Genomic DNA, 24532 nt, shown 5'->3' with positions numbered 1-24532 from the left:
CAATGTGCTTTGCCGTGAATCGCTGCGGAGCGCTCCGAGGCGGTGCCGGCGGCCAAGGCGCCTCTCCGGGGTCGCACGCGGGCGGACGGCCTTGCCACCGGCGAGATCCCGGCGCACCTTGCCGAGACCTGAAGAGAGCAATCGGGAAGAGGCGAGCCCGGCGGGCTGGGGGCAGTCTGTTGCGTGGGGGGCACGTAAGCGGGCCAGTTCCAGATCGTGAGCAGCGGGAGGGTGCTGGTTCTGCTCGTGCCGGGGGAACCCAGAACGTGCTTTCTCGCTGGTCTCGGAGTTCGGTCGCTGCCTCAGGGTGCTACCGCACGCCGACAGCTGTTTCTGTGCTCTTTCCGCACAGTCGAGAAACAATCAGGGAGGAACTTCGTATGGATCACTCCGGCATGCCTGGGATGGCACCCACCGTTTCGACGGTGGACACCGTCGGCGCTGTTCTCTTCATCGGCTGGGCCGTCGCGATGTGGGCCGCCGTCGCCGTGCTCGCGGTCGGTAACCGGAAGGCGGTGAAGCCGTGGCTGTACAAACTCGCCGTAGGGCTTGTGGGCGTTGGCGTGGTGGGCCAGGTCGGCCACTTCCAGGAACACGTCACACAGGCGGGCTACTGGATCGCCCATCCCTACGCCCCGGCGTGGATGACTCCGTGGGCTGACAGCTTTGCCCGTGGGATGGGTCAGGTCGATGCCGGCAAGCCCGCCCTCGGGATGGAGATCCTGCACCTGGTCGGCAACTTCATCTTCCTTGCCGGACTGGTCGGCATCGTGCAGATTACGCACCGGGTCGCCGGGCAACTGAAGGCGCGCAAGTGGGCCAGGATGGGCGTCTGGATGCAGGGCATCCACGGCATCGAGCACGTCGTGCTGACGGCTTCCGTGGCTCTGGGCGCGAGCCGGGCCATCGGCCTGTCCACCTGGTTCGGTGCCATCGAACCGGGCCCGGCACTGGTGACTTACCGAGTGTGGTGGCACTTTGTGGCCAACGCGGTGGGCACGGTCATCCTCTGCATCGCCCTCTATCACCTCTGGAAGGAGAAGCGGGCGGTCAAGGAGAGTTTCGGTCTCCTGAGGGACGTGGAAACCGCGGCTGCCCCGGCCGGCTCCGAGGAGGGTTCCGCGAGCGCACTCGAACCTCTGGGGAGCCGCTGACGGGCGGTGGCTCCCGGGCCCGGTCATCGCGCGGAGCGTGTGGCCGGGCCTGTTCGAAGCCGAGCTTTCGCGGTGCGATCCGGCCCGGTCAGGGTAGCCGCGCTCCTCGATGGGCTCCGCCCCCTGGAGTCGAGTGCGTACTTCGGGAACCCTTGCACCGGCGGTGGTGGCCCCTGTGGAGTGCGATGAGCATGACGGGAAACCAATAGGGCGCCCGTGTTGATGAGTTGAGACTTCGGATGTCTCCTCGACGCACGGGCGCCTCGTGCGCTGCGCCTCCGCACCGTCACCTCATCCGTGGCCACTGCGAATTGCTCACTCATGGGCGCGATCCGGGTCCTGGCCCGTGAAAGCCGCAGCCCTGGTGGTTCGAGCACTTCAGCGATTTTGTGCTGCACATTCTCGGCGTCGTCGCGAGAGCCGTGCACAAGCACCACGAAGCCGTGCTCGATGAGCGTGGGCAGGGGGTCGTGGACGGACGGCGGGACCACGAGAACCGCCGGCCGACGCGCACGACGTCGGGCGGAGCGCCGACGTGGCTGTGTCGAACAGCGGCGGAGACAGGCCACCGCACCGTGACGTTCCGGTGCCGTCAAGAGCTCCGGCCCCCAACTTCGGTCAGAAATCCGGACTTGAGGAACCACCTCATCACGGCCACGACGACGAGGTGGTGCTCGGAGCCGGGGGAGCGTGGACGCGTCCCGGTTCTGCCGGGCCCCCTCGAACAACCGCGAACGGCCCCCGCTCCACCAGCAGGTGAAGCCGGTGAAACCCGTTGGGGGCCGGAGGTTTATTCCGCATCGCGCTGAACACCGCCATCGGAAGCGGTACTGTAAACGCGATTTTCGGCCATCTTCTCTCGACATCCATCTCAAACCGCAATTTTGAAGATGCGGAAGGTTTCGAACAGTTAAACGATATTCGTCGGCCATACTCGGCCGCCCCGGCGCAGGCCCGGTTCGTAACGTTCGGGAAGGTGTACCGCCATATGAGGGAGCCGCCGCGCGACCGGTGCAGAACGAGCAGGCACCCCAAAGCGAAGCCGTCGACCTGCAAGGTAACTCGCTGTGATGAACGCGTCGGTGGGTCGAGGTGCGCTGCGACCGCTCACCGGAACAAACCCGATCGGGATTCCGAAATTCCCGACAGGCAATTGGTGATTTCATGCACATCCGAATGCATTATTAGCATCCAAAGCCGGGGGATATGGATGGCCACAGAGGCAGCGATCGAGCGCAGCATAAGAGCCATGTGGAATCACCACGCCGACCCGCTCTCCCTGGGACAACTGGCGGACACTGCCTTTTACAGCAAGTTCCACTATTCACGGATGTTCAACGAGGTGACCGGGACGTCGCCGGGCCGGTTCCTCGCCGCGATCAGACTGTTCATGGCCAAGCGGCACCTGCTGGAGACCGCGGCCAGCGTCTCGGACATCACCCACCGGGTGGGCTACAACAGCCTGGGCACATTCACCAGCCGCTTCACCCGCAGCGTCGGCCTCGCGCCGACCAGGTACCGGTTCCTGGCTCGCGGCGGCATGCCACCGCTCGCCCTGCCGGCCGCCCAGACCCGTCACGGGTTGTCCACTGTGGCCGGACGACTGCACTTCCCGGCAGACGTCGGCCCGGTCCGGGTCTATGTGGGCGCGTTCAGCACCCCGATCATGGAGGGACTGCCGCGCTCCTGTGACACTCTGGACGAGTGCCGCCCGTACCGCCTGAACGTCCCCGACGGGCTGTGGTTCATCCGGGCGGCCGCCGTGATGCTGCACGACGGCGCGCCTGGCCCGCAGGTCCGCCTGCCGAGGCTGATCGGCTCTGGGTGGGCGGTCCGCGCCCGCGGAGGACGCATGTACAACGCCGATGTGCAATTGCGGGCGGCCACCCAGCTCGACCTGCCGATCCTGCTGGCTCTGCCGGAACTGGACGGCCCGTACCACCGGCCGCTGCACGCCGCCCCGTCCGGCGAGGCCGGGGTCGCCGACAGCGGGTTCGGTCGGGCTCCCTGCGCGGGCGACTGGCAGGCGGATCCGTGGGGCCGGGCCGGAGCGCACCGGCTGCGGGCCGTGCAGGAGGGCTCACCATAGGCGGAACCTGCGCCCGGCCCCTGGGAAACGGGCACAACAGACGCGAGCCGGCCGGGCGGCCCGGGGCCCGGCCGAGCGGTCCGGCGAGGAAGCGGTGGCCTCGCCGGACCGGTTGCCGCCGCACGGACCCCGCCGGACGCCGCCTTGGTCATCGCACCCGTGAACCATGAGTACGGCCTCGGCTACCTGATCGCCGCCGTGATCCTCGGCGGTCTCATCCAGATCGCCCTGGGCGCTCTGGGGGTGGGGAATGATGCGGTTCGTCCCGCGCAGCGTGATGGTCGGCTTCGTCAACGCCCTGGCCATCCTGATCTTCATGGCACAGGTCCCGGAGATGCGGGGCGTCCCGTGGGCCGTCTACCCGCCGATCATCGTGACGACCTTTGTGGTGGTGGCCAGGTCCAGGTGCGGATCGAACATGGCCCGATACTTCGTGGGCGGCGAATGCATGGACAAGAACCGCACTTGCGGGGTGCCGACGGGGAAGTGGGACGCCACCGTCACCGCCGCTCCTCGGACGTTGCGAGGCCACTCCGGCGACAACTCTCCGTGAAGGATGACGGATGCTCAGACATCTCTGACGTGTCGTCAACGATTCAAGATCACCTTGCACATGTGTTGCACAAGGCGCTGAAAAACAACAGTGGTCAATGGAGGGTCGTGAAGGTGAGTACCCGCAGGTCAGCTGGGATATTTAGGTGTCGTGCCCCTTGCCTTCAAGGGGCACGACACCGCGCCGGTCAGATGTCCCGGAAGATCTCGATCTGCGCGCCCACCGAGTTGAGTCGCTCCGCCAGCTCCTCGTAACCGCGGTTGATGACATAGACGTTGCGGAGTACGGAGGTGCCTTCCGCCGCCATCATCGCCAGCAGCACCACCACGGCGGGCCGCAGGGCGGGCGGGCACATCATCTCGGCGGCGCGCCAGCGGGTCGGGCCCTCGACCAGGACCCGGTGGGGGTCGAGCAGCTGGAGACGGCCGCCGAGGCGGTTGAGGTCGGTGAGGTAGATCGCGCGGTTGTCGTAGACCCAGTCGTGGATCAGGGTCTGGCCGTGCGCGGCGGCCGCGATGGCCGCGAAGAAAGGGACGTTGTCGATGTTGAGGCCCGGGAACGGCATCGGGTGGATCTTGTCGATCGGCGCCTCCAGCTTGGAGGGCCGGACGGTCAGGTCCACCAGCCGGGTGCGGGCGTTGTCGGCCGCGTACTCCGGGGTGCGGTCGCAGTCGACGCCCATCTCCTCCAGGACCGCGAGCTCGATCTCCAGGAACTCGATCGGCACCCGTCGGATGGTGAGTTCGGACTCGGTCACCACGGCGGCGGCCAGCAGGCTCATCGCCTCGACCGGGTCCTCGGAGGGGGAGTAGTCCACGTCCACGTCGATCTGCGGGACCCCGTGCACGGTGAGCGTCGTCGTGCCGACCCCGTCGACCCGTACGCCCAGTGCCTCCAGGAAGAAGCACAGGTCCTGGACCATGTAGTTGGAGGAGGCGTTGCGGATGACGGTCGTCCCGTCGTGGCGGGCGGCGGCCAGCAGCGCGTTCTCGGTCACGGTGTCGCCGCGCTCGGTCAGCACGATGGGGCGGCCCGGGGCGACGGTGCGATCGACCTGCGCGTGGTAGAGCCCTTCCGTGGCGGCGATCTCCAGGCCGAACCGGCGCAGCGCGATCATGTGCGGCTCGATCGTGCGGGTGCCGAGGTCGCAGCCGCCCGCGTACGGCAGGGTGAACTGCTCCATCCGGTGCAGCAGCGGGCCCAGGAACATGATGATCGAGCGGGTGCGGCGGGCGGCGTCGGCGTCGATCGCCGCCATGTCCAGCTCCGCGGGCGGCACGATCTCCAGGTCCACACCGTCGTTGACCCAGCGGGTGCGCACCCCGATGGAGTTGAGTACCTCCAGGAGCCGGAACACCTCCTCGATCCTGGCGACCCGGCGCAGGACCGTGCGGCCCTTGTTGAGGAGCGAGGCGCACAGCAGCGCGACACAGGCGTTCTTGCTGGTCTTGACATCGATGGCACCGGAGAGCCGGCGGCCGCCGACGACCCGCAGGTGCATGGGCCCGGCGTAACCGAGCGACACGATCTCGCTGTCGAGTGCTTCACCGATGCGGGCGATCATCTCAAGGCTGATGTTCTGGTTGCCGCGCTCGATTCGGTTGACGGCGCTCTGGCTCGTGCCGAGCGCCTCGGCCAGCTGCGTCTGTGTCCAGCCCCGGTGCTGCCGGGCGTCACGGATGAGCTTGCCGATGCGTACGAGGTAGTCGTCTGACATGGCGGCAGGTTATCTCAGATATGAGATGAGGTTAATGTGGGGGTGTGCTGTTCGAGTGACGGCCGTGCACCGGTCCCGCGAGCGTCCTCGTATTCGCGGCCCATGCTCTCCCGGGGGCGCGCACGTGGCGCGGGCTGTGCATCCGTACGGGGCTGGAGCGCCCGTACGGCCGTGGTGGCCCCGTTCGGTTGTGGAGGCGGGGCTCCGCACCGTTCCGCCGGTTCGCGGCGACCTCAGGGCAGCACGCGGTAGGTCACATGGGTGACCGCGTTCCCGGCCCGCGTCTCCACCTGCTCAAGGTCCAGCGACGGCACGCCGTTGAACAGTCGTGTGCCGGCACCGAGGGTGAACGGCAGGATGTGGAGCCGCAACTCGTCGATCAGGCCGGCGGCGAGGTACTGGTTGATGGTGGTAGCACCGCCGTGGATCGACACATCACGCTCCCCGGCCGCCTCGCGAGCCCGCCGCAGAGCGGATTCGATGCCGTCGGTGACGAAGTGGAACGTGGTGCCGCCCTCCATCGGCTGCGGATCACGCGGGTGGTGGGTCAGGACGAAGACCGGGGCGTGGTACGGCGGGTTGTCGCCCCACCAGCCCTTCCACGGCCGGTCCCACGCGCCGCGTACGGGGCCGAACATATTGCGCCCCATGACGAAGGCGCCGACCGTCGTCAGCCGGTCGAGCTCGGCCTGCCGCTGCTCCGGGGTCTCGAACATCCAGGAGTGCAGCCGGTCGCCCCAGCCGTCGCCGGCGTCGTCGCCGAACGGGCGCTCCTCGCTCTGGCCGAGCCCGGCCGAGTACCCGTCGAGGGAGATCGAGAGCTCGCCGGTCACCCTGCCCGAACGTCCGGTCACTGTGCGGCCCTCCTGATGGCGACCTGCCGTCGCCTCGGCGGTGAACCGCCCGACGCGTTCACCATGGGGTAGACCGCTCCGACCCCCCGAACTCATCGCGCCGACGTGAGCCGCGCTGCTGTGAGCCTCGCACTGAACCCCCGGCCCGGACACTCAGGGCCTCAAGGCATCAGGGGGTCGGGGCTGCAGGGCCTCAGGCCCCGTGCGCGGGCCTCGGTGCGCGGCGCAGTCGTTCCTCCAGTGCTTCGAGCAGGCCGGGCAGGTCGGGGGCGACGGCGAGGTCCTCCAGGGTGGAGGCGGCGAGGAAGCCCGCGTCGGTGAGGCCGTGCAGGGCGCCGATCAGGGGTGTCCAGAAGCCCCCGGCGTCGAGGAAGCCGACGGGCTTGGCGTGCAGGCCGAGCTGACGCCAGGACCACACCTCGAAGATCTCCTCCAGGGTCCCCAGCCCGCCGGGCAGCGCGACGAAGGCGTCGGCGCGGTCGGCCATGACGGCCTTGCGCTCGTGCATCGAGTCGCAGATCACCAGCTCCGTGACCTCCTCGCGCGCCCACTCCCGCTCGATCATGCTGCGGGGCATGACGCCGATCACCTCTCCGCCCGCCTTCATCGCGGAGTCCGCGAGGATGCCCATGAGTCCGGTGCTGCCGCCGCCGTAGACGAGCCCGATCCCGCGGCGCGCCAGGTCGCCGCCCACGTGCGCGGCCAGCTCGGCATGGGCGGGGTCGTGCCCGTCGGACGAGGCGAGGAAGACGGCGAGGCGGCGCATACGGACTCCCGGGTACGGCTGCGGTGGACGGTCCGGTCTACCACGGTCGTGTCCACGACGGCCGGGCCCGAACCATCGACCAGGGGCGACCGGGCTCACGTAAGGCTGTGAGCTGGGCTTTCTCACTGCTGGCCACTCCCATGGGCGAGCGAGGGGGCCCGCCGTCACCGAACTCGGCCGTGTCGGCCTCGTCGGCCGCGCCGTCAACCCGTCTCCCGTACGAACTGGGAGGGAGCCGGTGTGCAGCCGGACGACCCTTGCGCCGCCGCTGACTCCCTCGGCCGCGCCCTGGTCCTGGCCCGACTTGCAGGCTGACCCGGTCCAGTTCATCGACAGCACTCCGCGCGGCGCCTCCTCCCGTCCACGCCGGCGACTGATCTCGCCGACGGAGGCCCCCGTCCCGGCGAACCCAGCCGTTTCGACTTCCATGGCGGTGCATCTGGTCGTGAGTGGGCAGTTGGTGGCCTTGAGTCCCTACGCAGTCGAGGCCACCTGCTCTAAATTGGTCATCTCATCGACTCGGGTGACGCCAGGGGGATTGGGTGCACGAGGGCATGGCTGTCGGGAGCCGCTACCGTGTGGAACGCCTCCTGGGCAGGGGCGGCCTGGGCGAGGTCTGGGAAGCGACGGACCGTACCCTCGGCCGACGGGTCGCCATCAAGTTCGTCACCGGCGTCATGCAGTATCCAGAGGCGGCTCAGCGGTTCGCGCGTGAGGCCCGCACCCTCGCCTCGCTCCGCCACGGCAGCGTCGTGACCGTTCACGACGCCGGAACGGCCGACCATGGCGGTCAGACTCTGCCCTACCTCGTGATGGAGCTACTGGACGGCGCCACCTGGGAGTTCTCGCATGTGGACTCGATCGTGGAGACCGGGGCGCGCTTGGCGGACGTTCTCGCGCACGTCCACGCGGCGAAGGTCGTGCACCGGGACATCAAGCCCGCCAACATCATGATCTGTGCCGACGGGCGCACCGTGCTGATGGACTTCGGTATAGCCCGGGACGACTCCTCGCTCACCCGCACAGCCACCACCACCGGAAAATACTTCGGAACCCCCGGCTACATGGCCCCCGAGCAGCTCCAAGGCCGTGCCGCCACACCCGCTTCGGACGTCTACGCGCTAGGGATCGTCCTGGTCGAGAAGCTCACCGGCCACCGGCTGCCCGTCACGCAGCTCATGCCCCAGGTCCAATCCTCCATCCGCGAGCCCGTACTGTCCCTGCTTACCCGGATGACCGCTGCACGTCCCGAGCAGCGGCCTTCCGCCGCCGAGTGCGTTTCGCTGCTGCGCGCGTCCGAGACGCCCACGGCATTGCGGCACGTGCCGTCCACAGGAAAGGAGTGGCGGCAACGGCTGGTTGCGCCGACGGTACTGCTGGTGCTGCACACGATCGTCCTGTTCCAGCCCGCCTACAGGACAAGCTGGAACGACAGCGTCGTCATGGCGTTCGGCAAACAGATCGTCTATGCGGAGGAAGAGGACTTCGTCGAGTGGAACTTACGAGCCTGGGGAGCCCTGACTGCCGTCGGAGCCGGCGTCGGGGTGGCGACGCTGCTGGTGGTGGTCATGCTGCTCGTCCTGAGCTCTCGGGTGCCGACGAGGCTGGCGGGCTATGGCGCGGCGGTGCTCGTCGTGGTGTGCCTCGGCTGGCAGGCCATGTCCAACCCGCCCTATTACTACGGTCGCTGGGACCCCCAAGTCGCCTATGGTCTGTGGCTCTTCTATCTGCTGACGGCGGTGACCATCGCCATGTACGTCTACCACGATGTCCGTGCCCGCCGGGTGGGCACACAGCCATAGGCCATGGCCGTGCAGAGTCGGCCAGCGATGGACTCCGGGCGGCGGCCGCACCGGAACCGCGACCTCGAACCGGGCCGTCGCGCATTCCAGCAACGCATGCCGCCACCGACGCCCGCGTGCGCCCTCCAGCGCGCGACACCCTCAGCGTGCTCACCCCTCACGACTGGATTCACTGTCGGAGAAGCCGAAACGGCTGTGTTCGCTGTCAAGCGCCTCGACTCGATGACACAGCACAGGGGCACCTGGGCATGACCGGGCGGCGGCTATGTACTAGAGTTATCTCGACATCGAGATATCTGCCGAGGCGCACCACAGCCGCCGCCCGGTAAGGGTTACCTAACTAAGCCTTACCTTAGCGGATGGTCGGGGCCGTAGACGGCAAAACGCGGCGCCGACTGCCAATGAGGCGCGGCGCGGAGATACGCGCACATTGAAGAAGGAGACTGTCGTGTCGGCGAACAGCTTCGACGCCCGCAGCACGCTGCGCGTGGGCGACGAGTCGTACGAGATCTTCAAGCTGGACAAGGTAGAGGGCTCCGCGCGCCTCCCGTACAGCCTGAAGGTCCTGCTGGAGAACCTGCTCCGCACCGAGGACGGCGCGAACATCACCGCCGACCACATCCGGGCCATCGGCGGCTGGGACTCCCAGGCTCAGCCCAGCCAGGAGATCCAGTTCACGCCGGCCCGCGTGATCATGCAGGACTTCACCGGCGTGCCGTGTGTCGTGGACCTCGCCACCATGCGTGAGGCCGTGAAGGCGCTGGGCGGCGACCCGGCCAAGATCAACCCGCTGGCCCCGGCCGAGCTGGTCATCGACCACTCCGTCATCGCCGACAAGTTCGGCACCAAGGAAGCCTTCGGCCAGAACGTCGAGCTGGAGTACGGCCGGAACAAGGAGCGGTACCAGTTCCTGCGCTGGGGCCAGACCGCCTTCGACGAGTTCAAGGTCGTCCCCCCGGGCACCGGCATCGTCCACCAGGTGAACATCGAGCACCTGGCCCGCACCGTCATGGTCCGTAACGGCCAGGCCTACCCCGACACCCTCGTCGGCACCGACTCGCACACCACCATGGTCAACGGCCTCGGTGTGCTCGGCTGGGGCGTCGGCGGCATCGAGGCCGAGGCCGCGATGCTCGGCCAGCCGGTCTCCATGCTCATCCCGCGCGTCGTCGGCTTCAAGCTGACCGGTGAGCTGAAGCCCGGCACCACCGCCACCGACCTCGTGCTGACCATCACCGAGATGCTCCGCAAGCACGGCGTCGTCGGCAAGTTCGTCGAGTTCTACGGTGAGGGCGTCGCCGCCACCTCGCTCGCCAACCGCGCCACCATCGGCAACATGTCGCCGGAGTTCGGCTCCACGGCCGCGATCTTCCCGATCGACGACGAGACGCTGAAGTACCTGCGCCTGACCGGCCGCGACGCGCAGCAGGTCGCCCTCGTCGAGGCGTACGCCAAGGAGCAGGGCCTCTGGCTCGACCCGGCCGCCGAGCCCGACTTCTCCGAGAAGCTGGAGCTCGACCTCGCCACGGTCGTCCCCTCCATCGCCGGCCCGAAGCGCCCGCAGGACCGCATCGTCCTCGCGAACGCCAAGGAGCAGTTCGCCCGCGACGTCCGCAACTACGTCTCCGACGACGAGGAGGCGGGCAAGGAGTCCTTCCCGGCCTCCGACTCCCCGGCCGCCTCCAACGGCGTCCCGTCGCGGCCGACCACCGTCACGGCCCCCGACGGCTCGACGTACGAGATCGACCACGGAGCCGTCACGGTCGCCGCGATCACCTCCTGCACCAACACCTCGAACCCGTACGTCATGGTCGCCGCCGCGCTCGTGGCGAAGAAGGCGGTCGAGAAGGGCCTGACCCGCAAGCCGTGGGTCAAGACCACCCTCGCCCCGGGCTCGAAGGTCGTCACCGACTACTTCGACAAGGCGGGCCTGACCCCGTACCTCGACAAGGTCGGGTTCAACCTCGTCGGCTACGGCTGCACCACCTGCATCGGCAACTCCGGCCCGCTGCCGGAGGAGGTCTCCAAGGCGGTCAACGAACACGACCTCGCCGTCACCTCGGTGCTCTCCGGCAACCGCAACTTCGAGGGCCGGATCAACCCCGACGTCAAGATGAACTACCTGGCGTCCCCGCCGCTGGTCGTCGCGTACGCCATCGCCGGTTCGATGAAGGTCGACATCACCAAGGACGCCCTCGGCGTCGACCAGGACGGCAAGCCCGTCTACCTGACCGACATCTGGCCCACCGAGGCCGAGGTCAACGACGTCGTGGCGAACGCCATCGGCGAGGACATGTTCAACAAGTCCTACCAGGACGTCTTCGCGGGCGACGCCCAGTGGCAGGCCCTGTCGATCCCGACCGGCGACACCTTCGAGTGGGACTCCGAGTCCACCTACGTGCGCAAGCCCCCGTACTTCGAGGGCATGACGATGGACACGACTCCGGTCGAGGACATCACCGGCGCCCGGGTGCTCGCCAAGCTCGGCGACTCGGTCACCACCGACCACATCTCCCCGGCCGGTGCGATCAAGGCCGACACCCCGGCGGGCAAGTACCTCACGGAGCACGGCATCGAGCGTCGTGACTTCAACTCCTACGGCTCGCGCCGTGGTAACCACGAGGTCATGATCCGCGGCACGTTCGCCAACATCCGCCTGCGCAACCAGATCGCGCCGGGCACCGAGGGCGGCTACACCCGCGACTTCACCAAGGCTGACGGCCCGGTGTCGTTCATCTACGACGCCTCGCAGAACTACCAGGCCGCCGGCACCCCCCTCGCGATCCTCGCGGGCAAGGAGTACGGCTCCGGCTCGTCCCGTGACTGGGCCGCCAAGGGCACCGCGCTCCTGGGCGTCAAGGCAGTCATCGCCGAGTCCTACGAGCGCATCCACCGCTCGAACCTCATCGGCATGGGCGTCCTCCCGCTCCAGTTCCCCGAGGGCCAGAACGCCGAGACCCTCGGTCTCACCGGCGAGGAGGCCTTCTCCTTCACCGGCGTCACCGAGCTGAACAACGGCACCACCCCCCGTACGGTGAAGGTCACCACCGACACCGGTGTGGAGTTCGACGCGGTCGTCCGCATCGACACCCCCGGCGAGGCGGACTACTACCGCAACGGCGGCATCCTGCACTACGTGCTGCGTCAGCTTGCCGGTTCCTGACCTGAGGTGAACGAGCGCCCTGCCCCTGCGTCTCGCGCGGGTGCGGGGCGCTCGCGCGCGACGGGGCGGAAGGCGCGCCTGCGAGCATGATCGGACGCGAGCTGCTTCCGGAGCGGAACCGCGCGTCCTGCGACGACGAAGAACCCCGTACCTGGTACCAGGTACGGGGTTCTTCCGTCCTGGCGACCGTGCGGCAGACGACCGCCGCCACAGGGGAAGACGTCAGCCGGTCGCAGGGTCCTCCAGCAGCTGTGGCCCATCGCCCCGACCTTTCCTCCTCGATGGCACGGATGAACTCCTCGTGGGCCGGTCCGTGCCTGGGCGGGCTGCGCACCGGTCAGCGGTCATGCTGCGCGGCCAGGGCCGTCACGCCGCGTCGCAGGCGGCGGAAGTAGGTGGCGCGGCTGAGGTGCAGGCTGTGGGCGACCTGCCAGTGGGTGCCCGACCGGTCGACGTAGTACGCCCGCAGGATTCTCCCGGCATCGGCGTCGGCCGCTACGGGGCTTGCCGCCAGGCTGTCCACGGCTTCGACGAGCCAGGCGCGCAGTGCCCGGGCCGTCGGTGTGTGCGCGGCGGTCAGGAGCGGACTGCCGGCCAGCCCCTTGGGGGTGTGCAGGTTGCCCAGTGCCTCGGCCATGTGGGCCGCGGCGGGTTCGTCGGCGGTGTCCGGGGCGGTGGCGGTGACGCCCAGGCGGCGGAGCCAGGCGGGGAGTGCCGCGCCGGTGAAGTCGTTGCTGTAGACCTGCGGGGCGCGTCCGCAGCGGTAGATGTCCTCGCGGATTCCCCCGTGGCGGCGGAAGGCGAGACTGTCGAGAAGCTGGTGGTAGCCGGGGTCGGCGGTGGACACCAGGAGCCTTCCGCTGGTGACCGCCTGCCGCAGGATGTGGCGCAGCACCTGGGCGTGGACGGCCGGTTCGGGGCAGAACGCCGCCCCCAGGAACAGCCCGCCGCGGTCGCCCGCCGCGAGGCCCTCGGTGTGTTGCTGGAGCAGTGGCTCCATGCCCGCCAGGGTCTGCTCCCGGACGCCGATCAGGCTGATCAGCCCGATCGGCTGTCCGTCGATGTCGCGGGCCAGGCGGAAGCCGGTGATGTCGTCGTCCAGCCACTGGGTGACCAGCCGTTCCGTCCTGCGCTGGTCGAACCCCTTGAGTGATGCCCAGCCGTGCATCAGGCGGCCGATGTCGTCGGCGTCGGCGCCTTGGGCTGTCACGATCGGGACCGGTGGGCGGCCGGGCGGGAAGAGCACCTCCCGTACGACCCGGTCACCGGCCAGGAGCATGGACTGCTCGGCCAGTTCGGCCCGCCGCTCGGGCGGGGCCGACCCGGTGAGCATCGCGCCGCGGTAGCGCGCCGCGCGGGCGAGCAGCGCGCCGTGCTGGTCCGGCCGCCGCCACTGGTAGGTCATGTCGAGCAGGGCGCGGTACGGTTCGGCGACGGTCAGCCCCAGGGCGGTCCGGTGGACCAGACTGAGCCCGGCCAGGTCCGTAAACAAGTCCGGGCCCCTGGCCAGCAGCTTCTCGTCCGCCGCGCCGACGGCGGCGAGCAGCCGGAGCGCCTGGGCCCTGCGGCGGCCCGGCAGTTCGCGCTCCAGGCGCTGGAGGATCTCGGCGCTGACCTCGTCGGCCACCGCTGCGGGGGCGGTGGGCGCGGCCCCGGCGTGCATCGCCCGGCAGGCGGCGAGCGCCACCAGGGGAATCCCGCCGGCCAGTCGGACGACGAGGTCCCGCGCGCCGGGGTCCGCGAGGCCGGCCCGGCTCGCGAGCGCCGCGATCTCGTCGTCGGGCAGAGGAGGAACGGCGAGGGTGACCGGGTCGCCCCCGGCCCAGCCCCGAGCCGCCCGTAACGGCCTGCGGCTGAGCACGAGTACGGGGCGGTGGCCGGCGGCGTCGTCGAGTGCCCCGGCGGCGGACTCCATCGCCGTACGCCCATCGACGCCGTCCAGCACCAGTGGCCTGCGGTCATCACCGGTCACGGCCCGCCGCAGGTCACCGGGGGCGTGCGGGCGGGACAGGTCGAAGTGCTGGGCGTCGAGCGAGCGCGCCAGCCAGGTCTTCCCCACGCCGAGCGGACCGGTCAGATTCACCAGCGGACGGGCCGCGACCGCCGCGCCCAGTTCGGCGGCCAGAGCCGCCCGTGTACCGCTGTCACCGTCGTTCGCCCCCATCGCGCCCCCCATCGGATGGTCCCCTGATGCCGCCCGAGGTCCCTGTACGGGTTGAGACACATATGAGACTCCCGGCGAGGCGGGAGCTTATACGTTCGTCCACGTGTTCTGACCAACTAGCAACGGAGGAGCCGTGAAGAAGTCCATCGGGGCGGCCGGAGCCGTGTTCAGCGCCCTCGCCCTCGCCGTGGGAATGGCGACCCCAGCCGCGGCCGACAGCCCGTCCAACGGCCGTTGGAACAACATGCGGGCCCTGCACACCGGAATGTGCGCTGCCGTGGGCAACAACTCGACCAAAGTCGGTGCCGGGCTGATCCAGTACCGGTGTGACTACAAGTCCAACAAGGAGTTCTACGCCCAGGGGGCGGGCACGAACGCGTACTTCCTGCGGATCAGATCCACCAACATGTGCGTGACCCCGCAGACCGGCGCCAACCACGCCCTCCTCGTCCAGTCCCCGTGCGCCAACGTGGACTCGCAGGTGTGGGTGGCCGAGTACGCCGGCAACGACAGCTGGAAGATGCGGAACCGGGCTACGGGCTTCTGCATGGGCGTCGCGTGGGGCACCACCAACAGCGGCCAGCCGTTGGACCAGTCCTCCTGCGGCGCGTTCGACGGCCAGACCTGGCGGTTCACCGCGGCGTAGTACGCCCGGCCGGTCGGCCGGACAGGTGGCAGCGCGGCCACGGGACCGTCGACGCTCTCGCCGCCGCCGGCCTCAAGTGCTGGGCGGGCAAGGCATACCCGTGACGGCGGACGGTCCGCCCCGGATCACTCCGGGGCGGACCGTCCGCCGTCACGGGGCCTTCCGGTCAGCCTGACATCGCTTCCCGCTCGACCCGGTCGATCCGGCACTTCGTGCCCGCCGGTACCTCGCCGAGGCCCTGGGCCTTGATCTTGGCGGTCGCGCCGGGGGCGACTTCGTCTTCCGTGACCGCGAGGCCCTCGCTCACCACGTCACCGTCTCGGTCCACGAACGTGACGTAGACGACGTAGGACGCCGGGCTCCCGCTCCCGTTCACGACCTTTATCTCGGCGGACATCCAGTTGATCAGGGAGTCCCGCGTGCACTTCGTGATCGTGGCGTCCTTCTCGGCGGCCGGTTCGTCGGCCTCCGGCTCCTCGAAGTCCTCCAGCTCCTCCCAGCCCTCAAGGCCGTCCGGCCCCACCGTGTCGCCGTACCGCGAAACCGCCCGCTCCTCGGCGAGCGCGATGGACTCCGAGGCCTTCTGCATCAACGCGTAGCCCAGCGCCACCGTCGCGCCGATGACGACGAGCCCGCCGACCAAGGACAACGTCACGATCAGCCCCGTACGCCGCTGCTTGCGCGGCGGGGCGGCAGGAGGCGCCCACGGCGACTGCGGCTGTGCGAACGCGGGCTGCCGCGGTGGCTGCGGCTCCGGTTCGGGCGGCGGAGGCAAGAAGGCGTCGGACATGCGGTCCCCCCACGGGAAATCGATCAGGCAAGGGCCCTACGGTACGTGCCTCCGCCTCCCCACGCCGCACGCGTTCCGGCTGGTCCGCCGCCCGCCGGGCCCGACGCACCGCCCCACGCGCGGAATCCGGGGCCTCGCCGCCCCCAGGTGCGATCGTGGGCCGGGGGCCGAGACTGCGGCCCCACCCGCAGGGCCAGGGGCTCCGAGCCCGCGGTCCCCACCCGCACCACCCCGGCACCGAGAGCGAACGGACCACCATGGGCGAGCTGATCCTCATCCGCCACGGCGAGACCGAGTGGTCCCGCTCCGGGCAGCACACGAGCTGGACCGACCTCCCCCTCACCGACACCGGGGAGCGGCAGGCCCGCGCCCTCGTCCCGCTGCTGGCCGACCGGCACATCGCCCTCACTCTGGTCAGCCCGTCCGTCCGGGCCCGCCGCACCGCCGAGCTGGCCGGGCTCACCGCGGCCCGGGTCACCCCCGAGCTGCGGGAGTGGGACTACGGCGGCTACGAGGGCATCACCACCCGGGAGATCCACCGCACCCGCCCCTTCTGGAACCTGTGGACCGACGGCGTCGACCCCGGCACCCCCGAACACCCCGGCGAGAGCCCGGCGGACGTCGGGGCGCGGGCCGACACGGTGCTGGCGGGGGTGCGGTCGGCCGCCGAGCGGGTCGGGGACGGGGACATCGCGCTCGTCGCCCACTCCCACCTCCTGCGCGTCCTCACCGCCCGCTACCTGGGGCTGACCCCGGCCGAGGGCCGCCTCTTCCAGCTCGCCACCGGCGCGGTCTCCCGGCTCGGTACGGAACACGGCCAGCCGGTCGTCACCGCGCTCAACGTCGCCCTGCCCGAGAGCTTCCGAGGGGTGAACCAGGAGGGCTGAACGCCGACGGCCGGCACCCCGCCCTCGGGTTACCGGCCGCCGGCGTACGGCACAGACGTCAGGAGAACAGCTCCACCTCCGCCAGCGTCGCCGAACCCGTCAGCACCAGCCGGTACTTCGCGTAGTCACCGGGCCGGCCCACCGAGAACACCCGGGTCTGCCTGTCCCAGGCGAACGACTGGCCGGAGCGGCGGTCGATGTCCGTCCACTTCTCGCCGTCGGACGAGCCCTGGAGCGTCCACCCCTTCGGGGCCCGGTCCGCCGCCGACGACGTCAGCGTGTACTGGAGCGCCTCGGCGGACCCGGGGACAGGCAGCTCCACCGAGGTGACCTCCGCCGCGGTGGCCGAGGTGTTGTCGAAGAGCGCGCCGTCGCCCTTGAGCACATCGCCCTTCGGCGACGGGACTCTGTCGTCCTGCTGGATGGAGACCGGGGCCGCGTTCCTCCCCGTGCCCCACCTGGACGGCTCGGGCCCCATGTCGAACGCCAGCGTGCCGCCCTTGGCCAGCACATCGTGGGGGAGCGCGGTGGAGGTCCACTTCCTGCCGTTGACCTTCAGGCTCTGCACGTAGATGTTCTTCGCGCTGTTCTTCGGGGCCTTGACGACCAGCTTGCGGCCGTTGTCCATGCGGACGGTCGCCTTCTTGAAGAGCGGCGAGCCGATCGCGTACTCCCCGCTGCCCATCACCAGCGGGTAGAAGCCGAGCGCGGAGAAGAGATACCAGGCCGACTGCTCGCCGTTGTCCTCGTCACCGTGGATGCCCTGGCCGATCTCGCTGCCGACGTACAGGCGGCCCAGCACCTCGCGGACCTTCTCCTGTGTCCTGTACGGCTGTGAGGCCGCGTTGTACATGTACGTGGCGTGGTGGGCGACCTGGTTGCTGTGCCCGTACTGGCCCATCCGCACGTCACGCGCCTCGGTCATCTCGTGGATGACCCCGCCGTAGCTGCCGACGAACTCGGGGCCCGCCGTCTCCGGGGTGGAGAAGTAGGTGTCCAGCTTCTTGCCCAGGCCCGCGCGGCCCCCGTACAGGTTGGCCAGGCCCCGGCTGTCCTGCGGGGCGGTGAAGGCGTAGCCCCAGCCGTTGGTCTCGGTGTAGTCGTAGCCCCACACGCGCGGGTCGTACGCGTCGGAGGGCAGGCGCCAGTCGCCGTCCGGCTTCCTGCCCTGGAAGAAGCCCGCCTCGCCGTCGAAGAGCGTGACGTACTTCTGCGCCCGGTTGAGGAAGTACTCCGACTCCTCCTTGTACCGCGCCTTCTTCGTCTTCTTGTAGAGCTCCTGGCCCATCCGTGCGATGCCGTAGTCGTTGAGGTAGCCCTCCAGCGACCAGGACAGGCCCTCGTGGGTCGCGGTGTCCGCGTATCCGGCGAAGACGGAGGTCTCCATGCCCTTGCGGCCGACGCCCGGGGACGGCGGAGCCACCGTGGCGTTCTTGACCGCCGCCTCGTACGCCGCCTCCGCGTCGAACTTCACGCCCTTGACGTACGCGTCGGCGAACGCCACGTCCGAACTGGTGCCGGTCATCAGGTCCGCGTAACCGGGGGAGGACCAGCGCGAGGTCCAGCCGCCGTCCTTGTAGTGCTGCACGAAGCCGTCCACCAGCTCACCCGCCTTCTTCGGGGAGAAGAAGGAGTAGGCGGGCCAGGTCGTGCGGTAGGTGTCCCAGAAGCCGTTGTTGACGAACACCTTGCCGTCGACGATCTTCGCCCCGGTCCTCGTCGGGGTGTCCTCGCCGACCGGCTCGACGAACGGGCTGGCGTACCTGTTCTTCCCGCCCACCTTCTCGTGGCCGGAGTTCGGGTAGAGGTAGAGCCGGTAGAGGCTGGAGTAGAGGGTCGTGAGCTGGTCCTCGTCGGCTCCCTCGACCTCGATCGTCTTCAGGACGTCGTCCCAGGCCGCCTGTGCCTCGCGCCGCACCTTCTCGAAGGAGGCGGACTCAGGGATCTCCATGGCCAGGTTCTTCTTCGCCTGGTCCACGCCGATCAGCGAGGTGGCCAGGCGCAGGTTGACCGTACGGTCCCTGCCCGCGTCGAAGCGGAAGAAGCCCGTGACGTCGTCACCCCCGCCGCCCTTCAGCCTTCCGCTGTCCGTCACCGGCGCGTCGAAGACGCCGTACACGAACATCCGGGTCGCCCCCGTGGACAGGCCGCTCTTCACGTCCGTGTAGCCGGAGAAGGAGCGGGCCTTCGGATTCAGGGTCAGACCGCCCGCGTTCGTCACGTTGTCGAAGACCAGGCTTGCGTCCTTGCCGGGGTAGGTGAACCGCATCCGGGCCGCGTGGTCGGTCGGCGCCATCTCGGCCTTGAGGCCGTTCTCGAACGTGACGCCGTAGTAGTGCGGCTTCGCGACCTCGTTCTCGTGCCGGAACGGCAGCCCCCGGGCCGTGCGAGCCGCGTCCGGGGTGCCGCTCGCGGCCGAGGGCATCAGCTGGAAGGTCTGCCGGTCGCCCATCCAGGGGCTCGGCTCATGGCTGGCGCTGAAGGCCTGGAGCGTGGGGAGGTTGTCTTCGTTGTTGCCCCGGGAGTAGTCGTACAGCCAGCTCAGCGAACCGGCGTTGGTCACCGGCGTCCAGAAGTTGAAGCCGTGCGGGACCGCGGTGGCCGGAATGTTGTTGCCGCGCGAGAAGCCGCCGGAGGAGTTGGTGCCCCGGGTGGTCAGCGCGTAGTCCGACAGATGCGCCCTGCGCTTCTCCGGCTTCCTCGGGGTGATCGTGATGTCGTCGATCCAGCCCTGGAACTTCGCCTTCCCCTTCGGGGAGTCGTACGCCACCAGAATCCGGTCGACCGTCTTGCCCGCGGCCACCGTGCCGAGGCGGGCGGCGACCTTGTTCCACTGGTTCACGTAGAGCCGCTTGGCATCGGCCTGGCCCTGCGGGGTGAGCAGCCCGCCGTGGCTGTCGGTGGCGCCCAGCTCGCTCAGGTACGTGCCGTCGGTGAAGGCGAGGTCCACCGAGACGTGGGTCGCCGGGTAGTCGAGGTCCGTCTCGCCCATCTGCGGATAGACCAGGTAGGACAGCTCGGTGTGCTTGGTGACGGCCGTGTTCACGTCGAAGATCTTGTTGTACGAGTACGCCCGGCCGTCCGGTTTGTGCGTACCCGCGTAACGCAGTGCCTTCTTTCCGGTGAACCCCGCGCCCGACTTCGCGGTGGGGGAGCCCGAGGGGCCGCGGTCGGGCCGGCTGCGCATCTCGTCGGGCACCGGCGCGGAGGTGTCACCGTTCGAGAACTGAACGTCGGCGAGCTGGAGCTCGGCCCCGCCGCCGTTCGCCGTGATCTCCAGCCGGAAGTGGCGGTAGGCGGTGTCGGCGGTGAAGTCGTACGTCTTCGTCTCGTGCCGCTTCGCGAAGCTCTCGCCCTCGCGGGTGTCGAGGTCCCTCCACTCCTCGCCGTCCGCCGAGCCCTTCAGCGTCCAGTCCTTCGGGTCGCGCTCGGCGTGGTCGTTGGCGGAGGTGAGGGCGTACGTCACCACCTTCACCGGCTCCTCCAGGTCGAACTCGACCCAGCCGGTCTTCGCGAACGCCAGCCACTTGGAGCCCGGCTCGACATCGACCAGGTTCTCCTTGACCTCGCCGCCCGCGGTGTTCTCGGCGCTCGCGCGGACCTCGGTGACCCGGTCGGTGACGTTGCCCGGTATGCCGGAGGAGAACCCGCCGTCGACCCCGGAGGCGCGCTCCTTGCCGTCGGGGCCCACTTCGACGGTGTCGCGCCAGTCGGGCTGCTTCTCATCCGTCTCGAACGAGCTGCTGAACGTCCGCTCGCCGGGCGGCTTCCGGTCCGGCGGGGCCGGCTGGGCGGAGGCGACCGCGGGGGCGATCACGACCAGGGCCAGGGAGGCCGCCAGGGCTGCCGCTGTGGGGGTCCGTCTCCGGCGAGGGGCCGGGCGGGGGACCGTACCGGGCGCCTCTTCGGAGCCGTGTTGAAGACCGCGTGGTGGCTGCATACCGAGCCATTCCTCCCCGGAGAAGTGCATGGACAACGTTGTCATTGCGGGGTGCAGGGTCCAGTAGGGAGCCAAGTGACAGGACGTGTCAAGGGTGTTGGCGCGGGCCCGTTCGACGAATCCGCAGTAATGGGGAAATAGCCGCCCCAGGAAGCGGGCAAGGGGTGCCGAGCCGCCCCCGAGGTCTCAACTCGGGAAAGACTGCAGCCCAAACCTGCTTTCGATCTTGCTCAGTTGGCGGCAAGTGGACTATACCTGTCGGCGTCTGCACAGCCGTTTCAGGCGGATGTGCACGGGGCGAAACAGGGACGGTCGCAAGGACGCCGGGGGCGTTCGCGCTGTACGGTCTCCCGAAACCTCCACGGCGCCGGCCCGGCCGGTACATCAGCACATCTGCATATCCGCACCACCCAAGCGCAACTGACCGCGGTGGCGGGGCCCTTCGCCTGAGGCGAATTTTCGACGGGTGACCGGCACACCGCCTGAGTCCTGGAGAAGGCGAGGACTTGAGCATGGGATCCACCTCCGCCCACAACAATGAGGGCCTTGGCCGTCGCGATCTGATCAAGCGTTCTGCCGCACTCGGCCTGATCGCTGTTCCGACGATGAGCTTCCTGTCCGCCTGCGCGAGCGGTGGCGGTGACAGTGACGACAAGGTCGAAAAGGGCGAGAAGACCGACAAGAACCCGCTGGCCGTCAACGGCAGCGCGCCGCTGGAGATCGTCATCTTCGACGGTGGCTTCGGCACCAAGTACGCCGAGGACGCCAAGGCCGTCTACGAGAAGACGTACCCCGAGGCGGAGGTCAAGTTCTCCGCGACGCAGAAGATCCAGTCGGTTCTTCAGCCGCGTTTCAACGGTGGCACCCCGCCCGACCTGATCGACAACTCCGGCGCCCAGCAGATGGACATGGGCGTCCTGGTCGGCAAGAAGCAGCTCACCGACCTGACCCCGCTGCTCGACGCCCCCTCCATCGACGACCCCGCCAAGAAGGTCCGCGACACCCTGCGGCCCGGCATCGTCGAGATGGGCCAGTTCGACGGCGACCCGGTCTGGATCATGTACTACGCGTACACGGTCTACGGCGTCTGGTACTCGCAGACCGCGCTGGAGAAGCTCGACGCCACGTACCCGGAGACCTGGGACGAGATGCTCGCGCTCTGCGCGAAGGCGAAGAAGCAGGGCATCGCCGGCTGGACCTACCCCGGCAAGCACCCGTACTACATCCCGTTCTCGCTCTACCCGTTCATCGGGAAGATCGGCGGCGTCGAGGTCCTCGACGCGATCGACAACCTGGAGCCGAAGGCCTGGGAGCACCCCGCGGTCAAGGCGGCCTTCGAGGCGTACTACGAGCTGTACGCCAAGGGCTACATCCTCAAGGGCACCCCCGGCCTGGACCACCGCGGCTCGCAGGGCGCCTGGGCCCGCGGCAAGGCGCTGTTCATCCCGAACGGCTCCTGGGTGGAGAACGAGGAAGCGGCGATCATCCCCAAGGACTTCAAGCTGTCCGTGGGCGCCCCCTCCAGCCTCGACTCCTCGGACAAGCTGCCCTTCGGCACGATCTGGGCGTCCGGTGGCGAGCCCTTCATCGTCCCGAGCAAGGCGAAGAACCCCGAGGGCGGCATGGAGCAGCTGCGCATCATGCTCAGCGAGGCCTCCTCCAAGTCCTTCACCAGCAGCACCAAGTCGCTGTCCGCCTTCAACGGCGGCACCGACGGCCTGGAGCTGTCGGACGGCCTGAAGTCCGGTGTCGCCGCGCTGGACAAGGCGGGCACCAACGTGGTCAACCCGCGCCTCCAGGACTGGTACGTGAAGCTCCAGAAGGAGCAGATCGGTGTCGCCGCGCTCGGCGAGATGATGGCGGGCCGCGCCACCCCGGCCGAGACCATCAAGAAGATCCAGGCCTTCGCCGACGCGACCGCCAAGGACCAGTCCATCAAGCACTTCAGGCACCAGTGACCACGCGTCACCAGCGGCGGGCAGCACGGGAAGGTCGGAGTCGGTAACGATGCAACACGGTAAATACCGGTTCATAGTCGGGTTCTTGGTGGTCCCGATGGCGTTGTACGTCATCTTCGTCATCTGGCCCTTCATCCAGTCCATCTACTACTCGTTCACGGACTGGACGGGGCTGAGTCCCGACTTCAAGATGGTCGGGTTCGACAACTACACCAAGATGCTCGACGACGACATCTTCTGGAAATCGCTGCAGCACAGTGTGCTGCTGGCTGTTCTGCTGCCGCTGGTGACGCTGGGCCTCGCCCTCTTCTTCGCCTTCATGCTCAACGTGGGCGGGCGGCGCCGGAAGGGCGCCGCCGTCACCGGCGTACGGGGCTCGGGCTTCTACAAGATCGCGTACTTCTTCCCGCAGGTGCTCTCGATCGCGATCGTGGCCATCCTGTTCCAGTTCGCCTTCGACCCGGCCCAGGGCATGATCAACGGCACGCTCAAGGCCGTCGGCTTCAACGACGTACCGGACTGGCTGGGCGATCCGCAGCTGGCCCTGTGGGTCATCATGGCGGTCCTCGTCTGGGGCACGACCGGCTTCTTCGTGGTGCTGTTCTCCGCGGGCATGGCCTCCATCCCCAAGGACTTCTACGAGGCCGCCCTGCTGGACGGCGCGAGCCGCTTCACGACCTTCTTCCGGATCACGCTGCCCCTGCTGTGGGACACGGTCCAGTCCGGCTGGGTCTACATGGGCATCCTGGCCCTCGGCGCCGAGGGCTTCGCCATCGTGCACATCATGAGCGTCGGACCCGGCGGGCCCGACTACTCGACCACCGTCCTGCCGCTGTACGTCTACCAGTCGGCGTTCCGTGACGGACAGGCGGGCTACGCGACCACGATCGGTGTCGCCCTGCTCATCGTGACGCTGGCGTTCGCCGCCATCGTGATGCGGCTGGGCCGGCGCGAGCGGCTGGAGTACTGATGAAGACCACTGACACCCCTCCCGCCGGGACCGACGCGTCCAAGGTCCCCGCGCAGCGCACCGGGGCCGCCGGCAAGAGCCCGGCGGGCCCCGCGAGGAGCAGCGAGGGCCAGGTCCTCAACGTCTTCTCGCACGGTGTGCTGATCCTCTGGGCGATCATGGTCGTCCTGCCGCTGTTCTGGGCCGTGATGTCCTCGTTCAAGACCGACTCGGACATCTTCAACTCGCCGTGGTCGCTGCCAGGCTCGCTCAACTTCGACAGCTGGGGCCGGGCCTGGAGCCAGGCCCATATGAGCGAGTACTTCCTGAACACCATCCTGGTGGTGGGCGGTTCGCTCGTCGGCACCCTGGTCCTCGGCTCGATGGCCGCCTACGTGCTCGCCCGCTTCGAGTTCCCGGGCAACCGCTTCATCTACTTCCTGTTCGTCGGCGGCATGAGCTTCCCGATCATGCTGGCCCTGGTCCCGCTGTTCTACGTCATGGACAACCTGGGGCTGCTGAACACGATCCACGGCCTGATCCTGGTGTACATCTCCTACTCGCTGCCGTTCACCGTGTTCTTCCTGACCTCGTTCTTCCGTACGCTGCCGACCTCGGTGGCGGAGGCGTCGATCATCGACGGGGCCTCGCACACCCGGACGTTCTTCCAGGTCATGCTGCCGATGGCCAAGCCCGGCCTGATCAGCGTCGGCATCTTCAACTTCCTGGGGCAGTGGAACCAGTACATGCTGCCGACGGTGCTGAACACCGACCCGGAGAAGCGGGTGCTGGCCCAGGGGCTGGTGGAGCTGGCCGCCAGCCAGGGGTACAAGGGCGACTACTCCGGCCTCTTCGCCGGCCTGGTGATCGCGATGCTGCCGGTGCTGGCGGCGTACATCATCTTCCAGCGCCAGGTGGTCTCCGGCCTGACGGCGGGCGCGCTGAAGTAGGTCACGTATCCACAACGGTCCGGCGCCCCGGCGGAGAACTCTTCCGCCGGGGCGCCGGACCGTTGTGGTGTCGGTGAGGCCCTGCCCGCTCAGGTCTTGACGGGAGGCACCCCCGAACGGTCAGCTTAGAGTTCACATGTTGGAGGAAGC

At 68.9% G+C, this 24532-nt stretch carries 15 protein-coding genes and 1 pseudogene; 10 read left to right on the top strand and 6 right to left on the bottom strand.

Features of this window, described 5'->3' with window-relative positions:
- The first annotated feature begins 380 nt into the window (after positions 1-380).
- From CIB93_RS15755 to CIB93_RS15745, 3 genes and pseudogenes are all read left to right on the top strand, one after another.
- Entirely contained in the window at positions 381-1154 is a 774-nt protein-coding gene (locus CIB93_RS15755; RefSeq protein WP_096627458.1) for a DUF6008 family protein, read from the top strand.
- A 1249-nt stretch (positions 1155-2403) separates the two neighbouring features.
- Positions 2404-3243 (top strand): helix-turn-helix transcriptional regulator, encoded by an 840-nt coding sequence (locus tag CIB93_RS15750; RefSeq protein WP_218839781.1) that lies wholly within the window; start codon positions 2404-2406, stop codon positions 3241-3243.
- Positions 3244-3381: 138 nt separating this feature from the next.
- Positions 3382-3616: pseudogene (locus CIB93_RS15745) on the top strand (SulP family inorganic anion transporter); the annotation flags it as partial.
- A 367-nt stretch (positions 3617-3983) separates the two neighbouring features.
- On the opposite strand, the gene CIB93_RS15740 reads toward CIB93_RS15745, so the two are convergent.
- From CIB93_RS15740 to CIB93_RS15730, 3 genes are all read right to left on the bottom strand, one after another.
- Positions 3984-5513: a UDP-N-acetylglucosamine 1-carboxyvinyltransferase gene (locus CIB93_RS15740; RefSeq protein ID WP_096627456.1), complete on the bottom strand. Its 1530-nt coding sequence runs from the start codon at positions 5511-5513 to the stop codon at positions 3984-3986.
- A 233-nt stretch (positions 5514-5746) separates the two neighbouring features.
- Positions 5747-6367 carry a dihydrofolate reductase family protein gene (locus CIB93_RS15735; RefSeq protein WP_096627455.1) on the bottom strand — a complete coding sequence of 207 codons (621 nt, stop codon included), beginning with the start codon at positions 6365-6367 and terminating at the stop codon, positions 5747-5749.
- A 193-nt stretch (positions 6368-6560) separates the two neighbouring features.
- A complete protein-coding gene (locus tag CIB93_RS15730; protein WP_096627454.1) occupies positions 6561-7133 on the bottom strand; it encodes a TIGR00730 family Rossman fold protein in 573 nt (190 codons plus the stop codon).
- Positions 7134-7687: 554 nt separating this feature from the next.
- Between CIB93_RS15730 and CIB93_RS15720 the strand changes: the two genes are divergently transcribed.
- Both CIB93_RS15720 and acnA read left to right on the top strand, forming a co-directional pair.
- A complete protein-coding gene (locus CIB93_RS15720) occupies positions 7688-8935 on the top strand; it encodes a serine/threonine-protein kinase (RefSeq protein ID WP_143660056.1) in 1248 nt (415 codons plus the stop codon).
- Between the two features lie 448 nt (positions 8936-9383).
- The gene (gene acnA, locus CIB93_RS15715) at positions 9384-12098 is read left to right on the top strand and encodes an aconitate hydratase AcnA (RefSeq protein ID WP_096627452.1); all 2715 of its coding nucleotides are present in this window, start codon (positions 9384-9386) and stop codon (positions 12096-12098) included.
- Positions 12099-12435: 337 nt separating this feature from the next.
- Here the strand turns inward: acnA and CIB93_RS15710 are convergent, their stop codons facing one another.
- Positions 12436-14262, bottom strand: a complete 1827-nt coding sequence (locus tag CIB93_RS15710; protein ID WP_143660055.1) for a DUF1492 domain-containing protein — start codon at positions 14260-14262, stop codon at positions 12436-12438.
- Positions 14263-14395: 133 nt separating this feature from the next.
- Here CIB93_RS15710 and CIB93_RS15705 point away from each other — a divergent pair, with 133 nt between their 5' ends.
- A complete protein-coding gene (locus tag CIB93_RS15705) occupies positions 14396-14908 on the top strand; it encodes an RICIN domain-containing protein (protein WP_096627450.1) in 513 nt (170 codons plus the stop codon).
- Positions 14909-15074: 166 nt separating this feature from the next.
- On the opposite strand, the gene CIB93_RS15700 is transcribed toward CIB93_RS15705, so the two are convergent.
- On the bottom strand, positions 15075-15698 hold the full coding sequence (locus CIB93_RS15700; protein WP_096627449.1) for a hypothetical protein: 624 nt from the start codon (positions 15696-15698) through the stop codon (positions 15075-15077).
- A 257-nt stretch (positions 15699-15955) separates the two neighbouring features.
- On the opposite strand from CIB93_RS15700, the gene CIB93_RS15695 reads away from it, so the two are divergent.
- Complete coding sequence (locus CIB93_RS15695; protein WP_096627448.1) at positions 15956-16585, top strand: histidine phosphatase family protein; 630 nt, start codon at positions 15956-15958, stop codon at positions 16583-16585.
- 58 nt (positions 16586-16643) lie between these two features.
- Here the strand turns inward: CIB93_RS15695 and CIB93_RS15690 are convergent, their stop codons facing one another.
- Positions 16644-20525, bottom strand: a complete 3882-nt coding sequence (locus tag CIB93_RS15690) for a GH92 family glycosyl hydrolase (protein ID WP_096627447.1) — start codon at positions 20523-20525, stop codon at positions 16644-16646.
- A 512-nt stretch (positions 20526-21037) separates the two neighbouring features.
- Here CIB93_RS15690 and ngcE point away from each other — a divergent pair.
- The 3 genes from ngcE to CIB93_RS15675 are packed head-to-tail and all read left to right on the top strand — an operon-like array spanning position 21038 to position 24382.
- On the top strand, positions 21038-22483 hold the full coding sequence (gene ngcE, locus CIB93_RS15685) for an N-acetylglucosamine/diacetylchitobiose ABC transporter substrate-binding protein (protein ID WP_096627446.1): 1446 nt from the start codon (positions 21038-21040) through the stop codon (positions 22481-22483).
- A 49-nt stretch (positions 22484-22532) separates the two neighbouring features.
- Entirely contained in the window at positions 22533-23453 is a 921-nt protein-coding gene (locus CIB93_RS15680; protein WP_096627445.1) for a carbohydrate ABC transporter permease, read from the top strand.
- Positions 23453-24382 (top strand): carbohydrate ABC transporter permease, encoded by a 930-nt coding sequence (locus tag CIB93_RS15675; protein WP_096627444.1) that lies wholly within the window; start codon positions 23453-23455, stop codon positions 24380-24382. Before CIB93_RS15680 ends, CIB93_RS15675 begins: the two co-directional genes overlap by 1 nt.
- Positions 24383-24532: the final 150 nt, after the last annotated feature.

Source organism: Streptomyces sp. WZ.A104 (genome assembly GCF_002382885.1).
In the GTDB taxonomy this organism is placed as follows: Bacteria; Actinomycetota; Actinomycetes; order Streptomycetales; family Streptomycetaceae; genus Streptomyces.
This window is presented reverse-complemented; position numbering and strand designations above follow the sequence as displayed.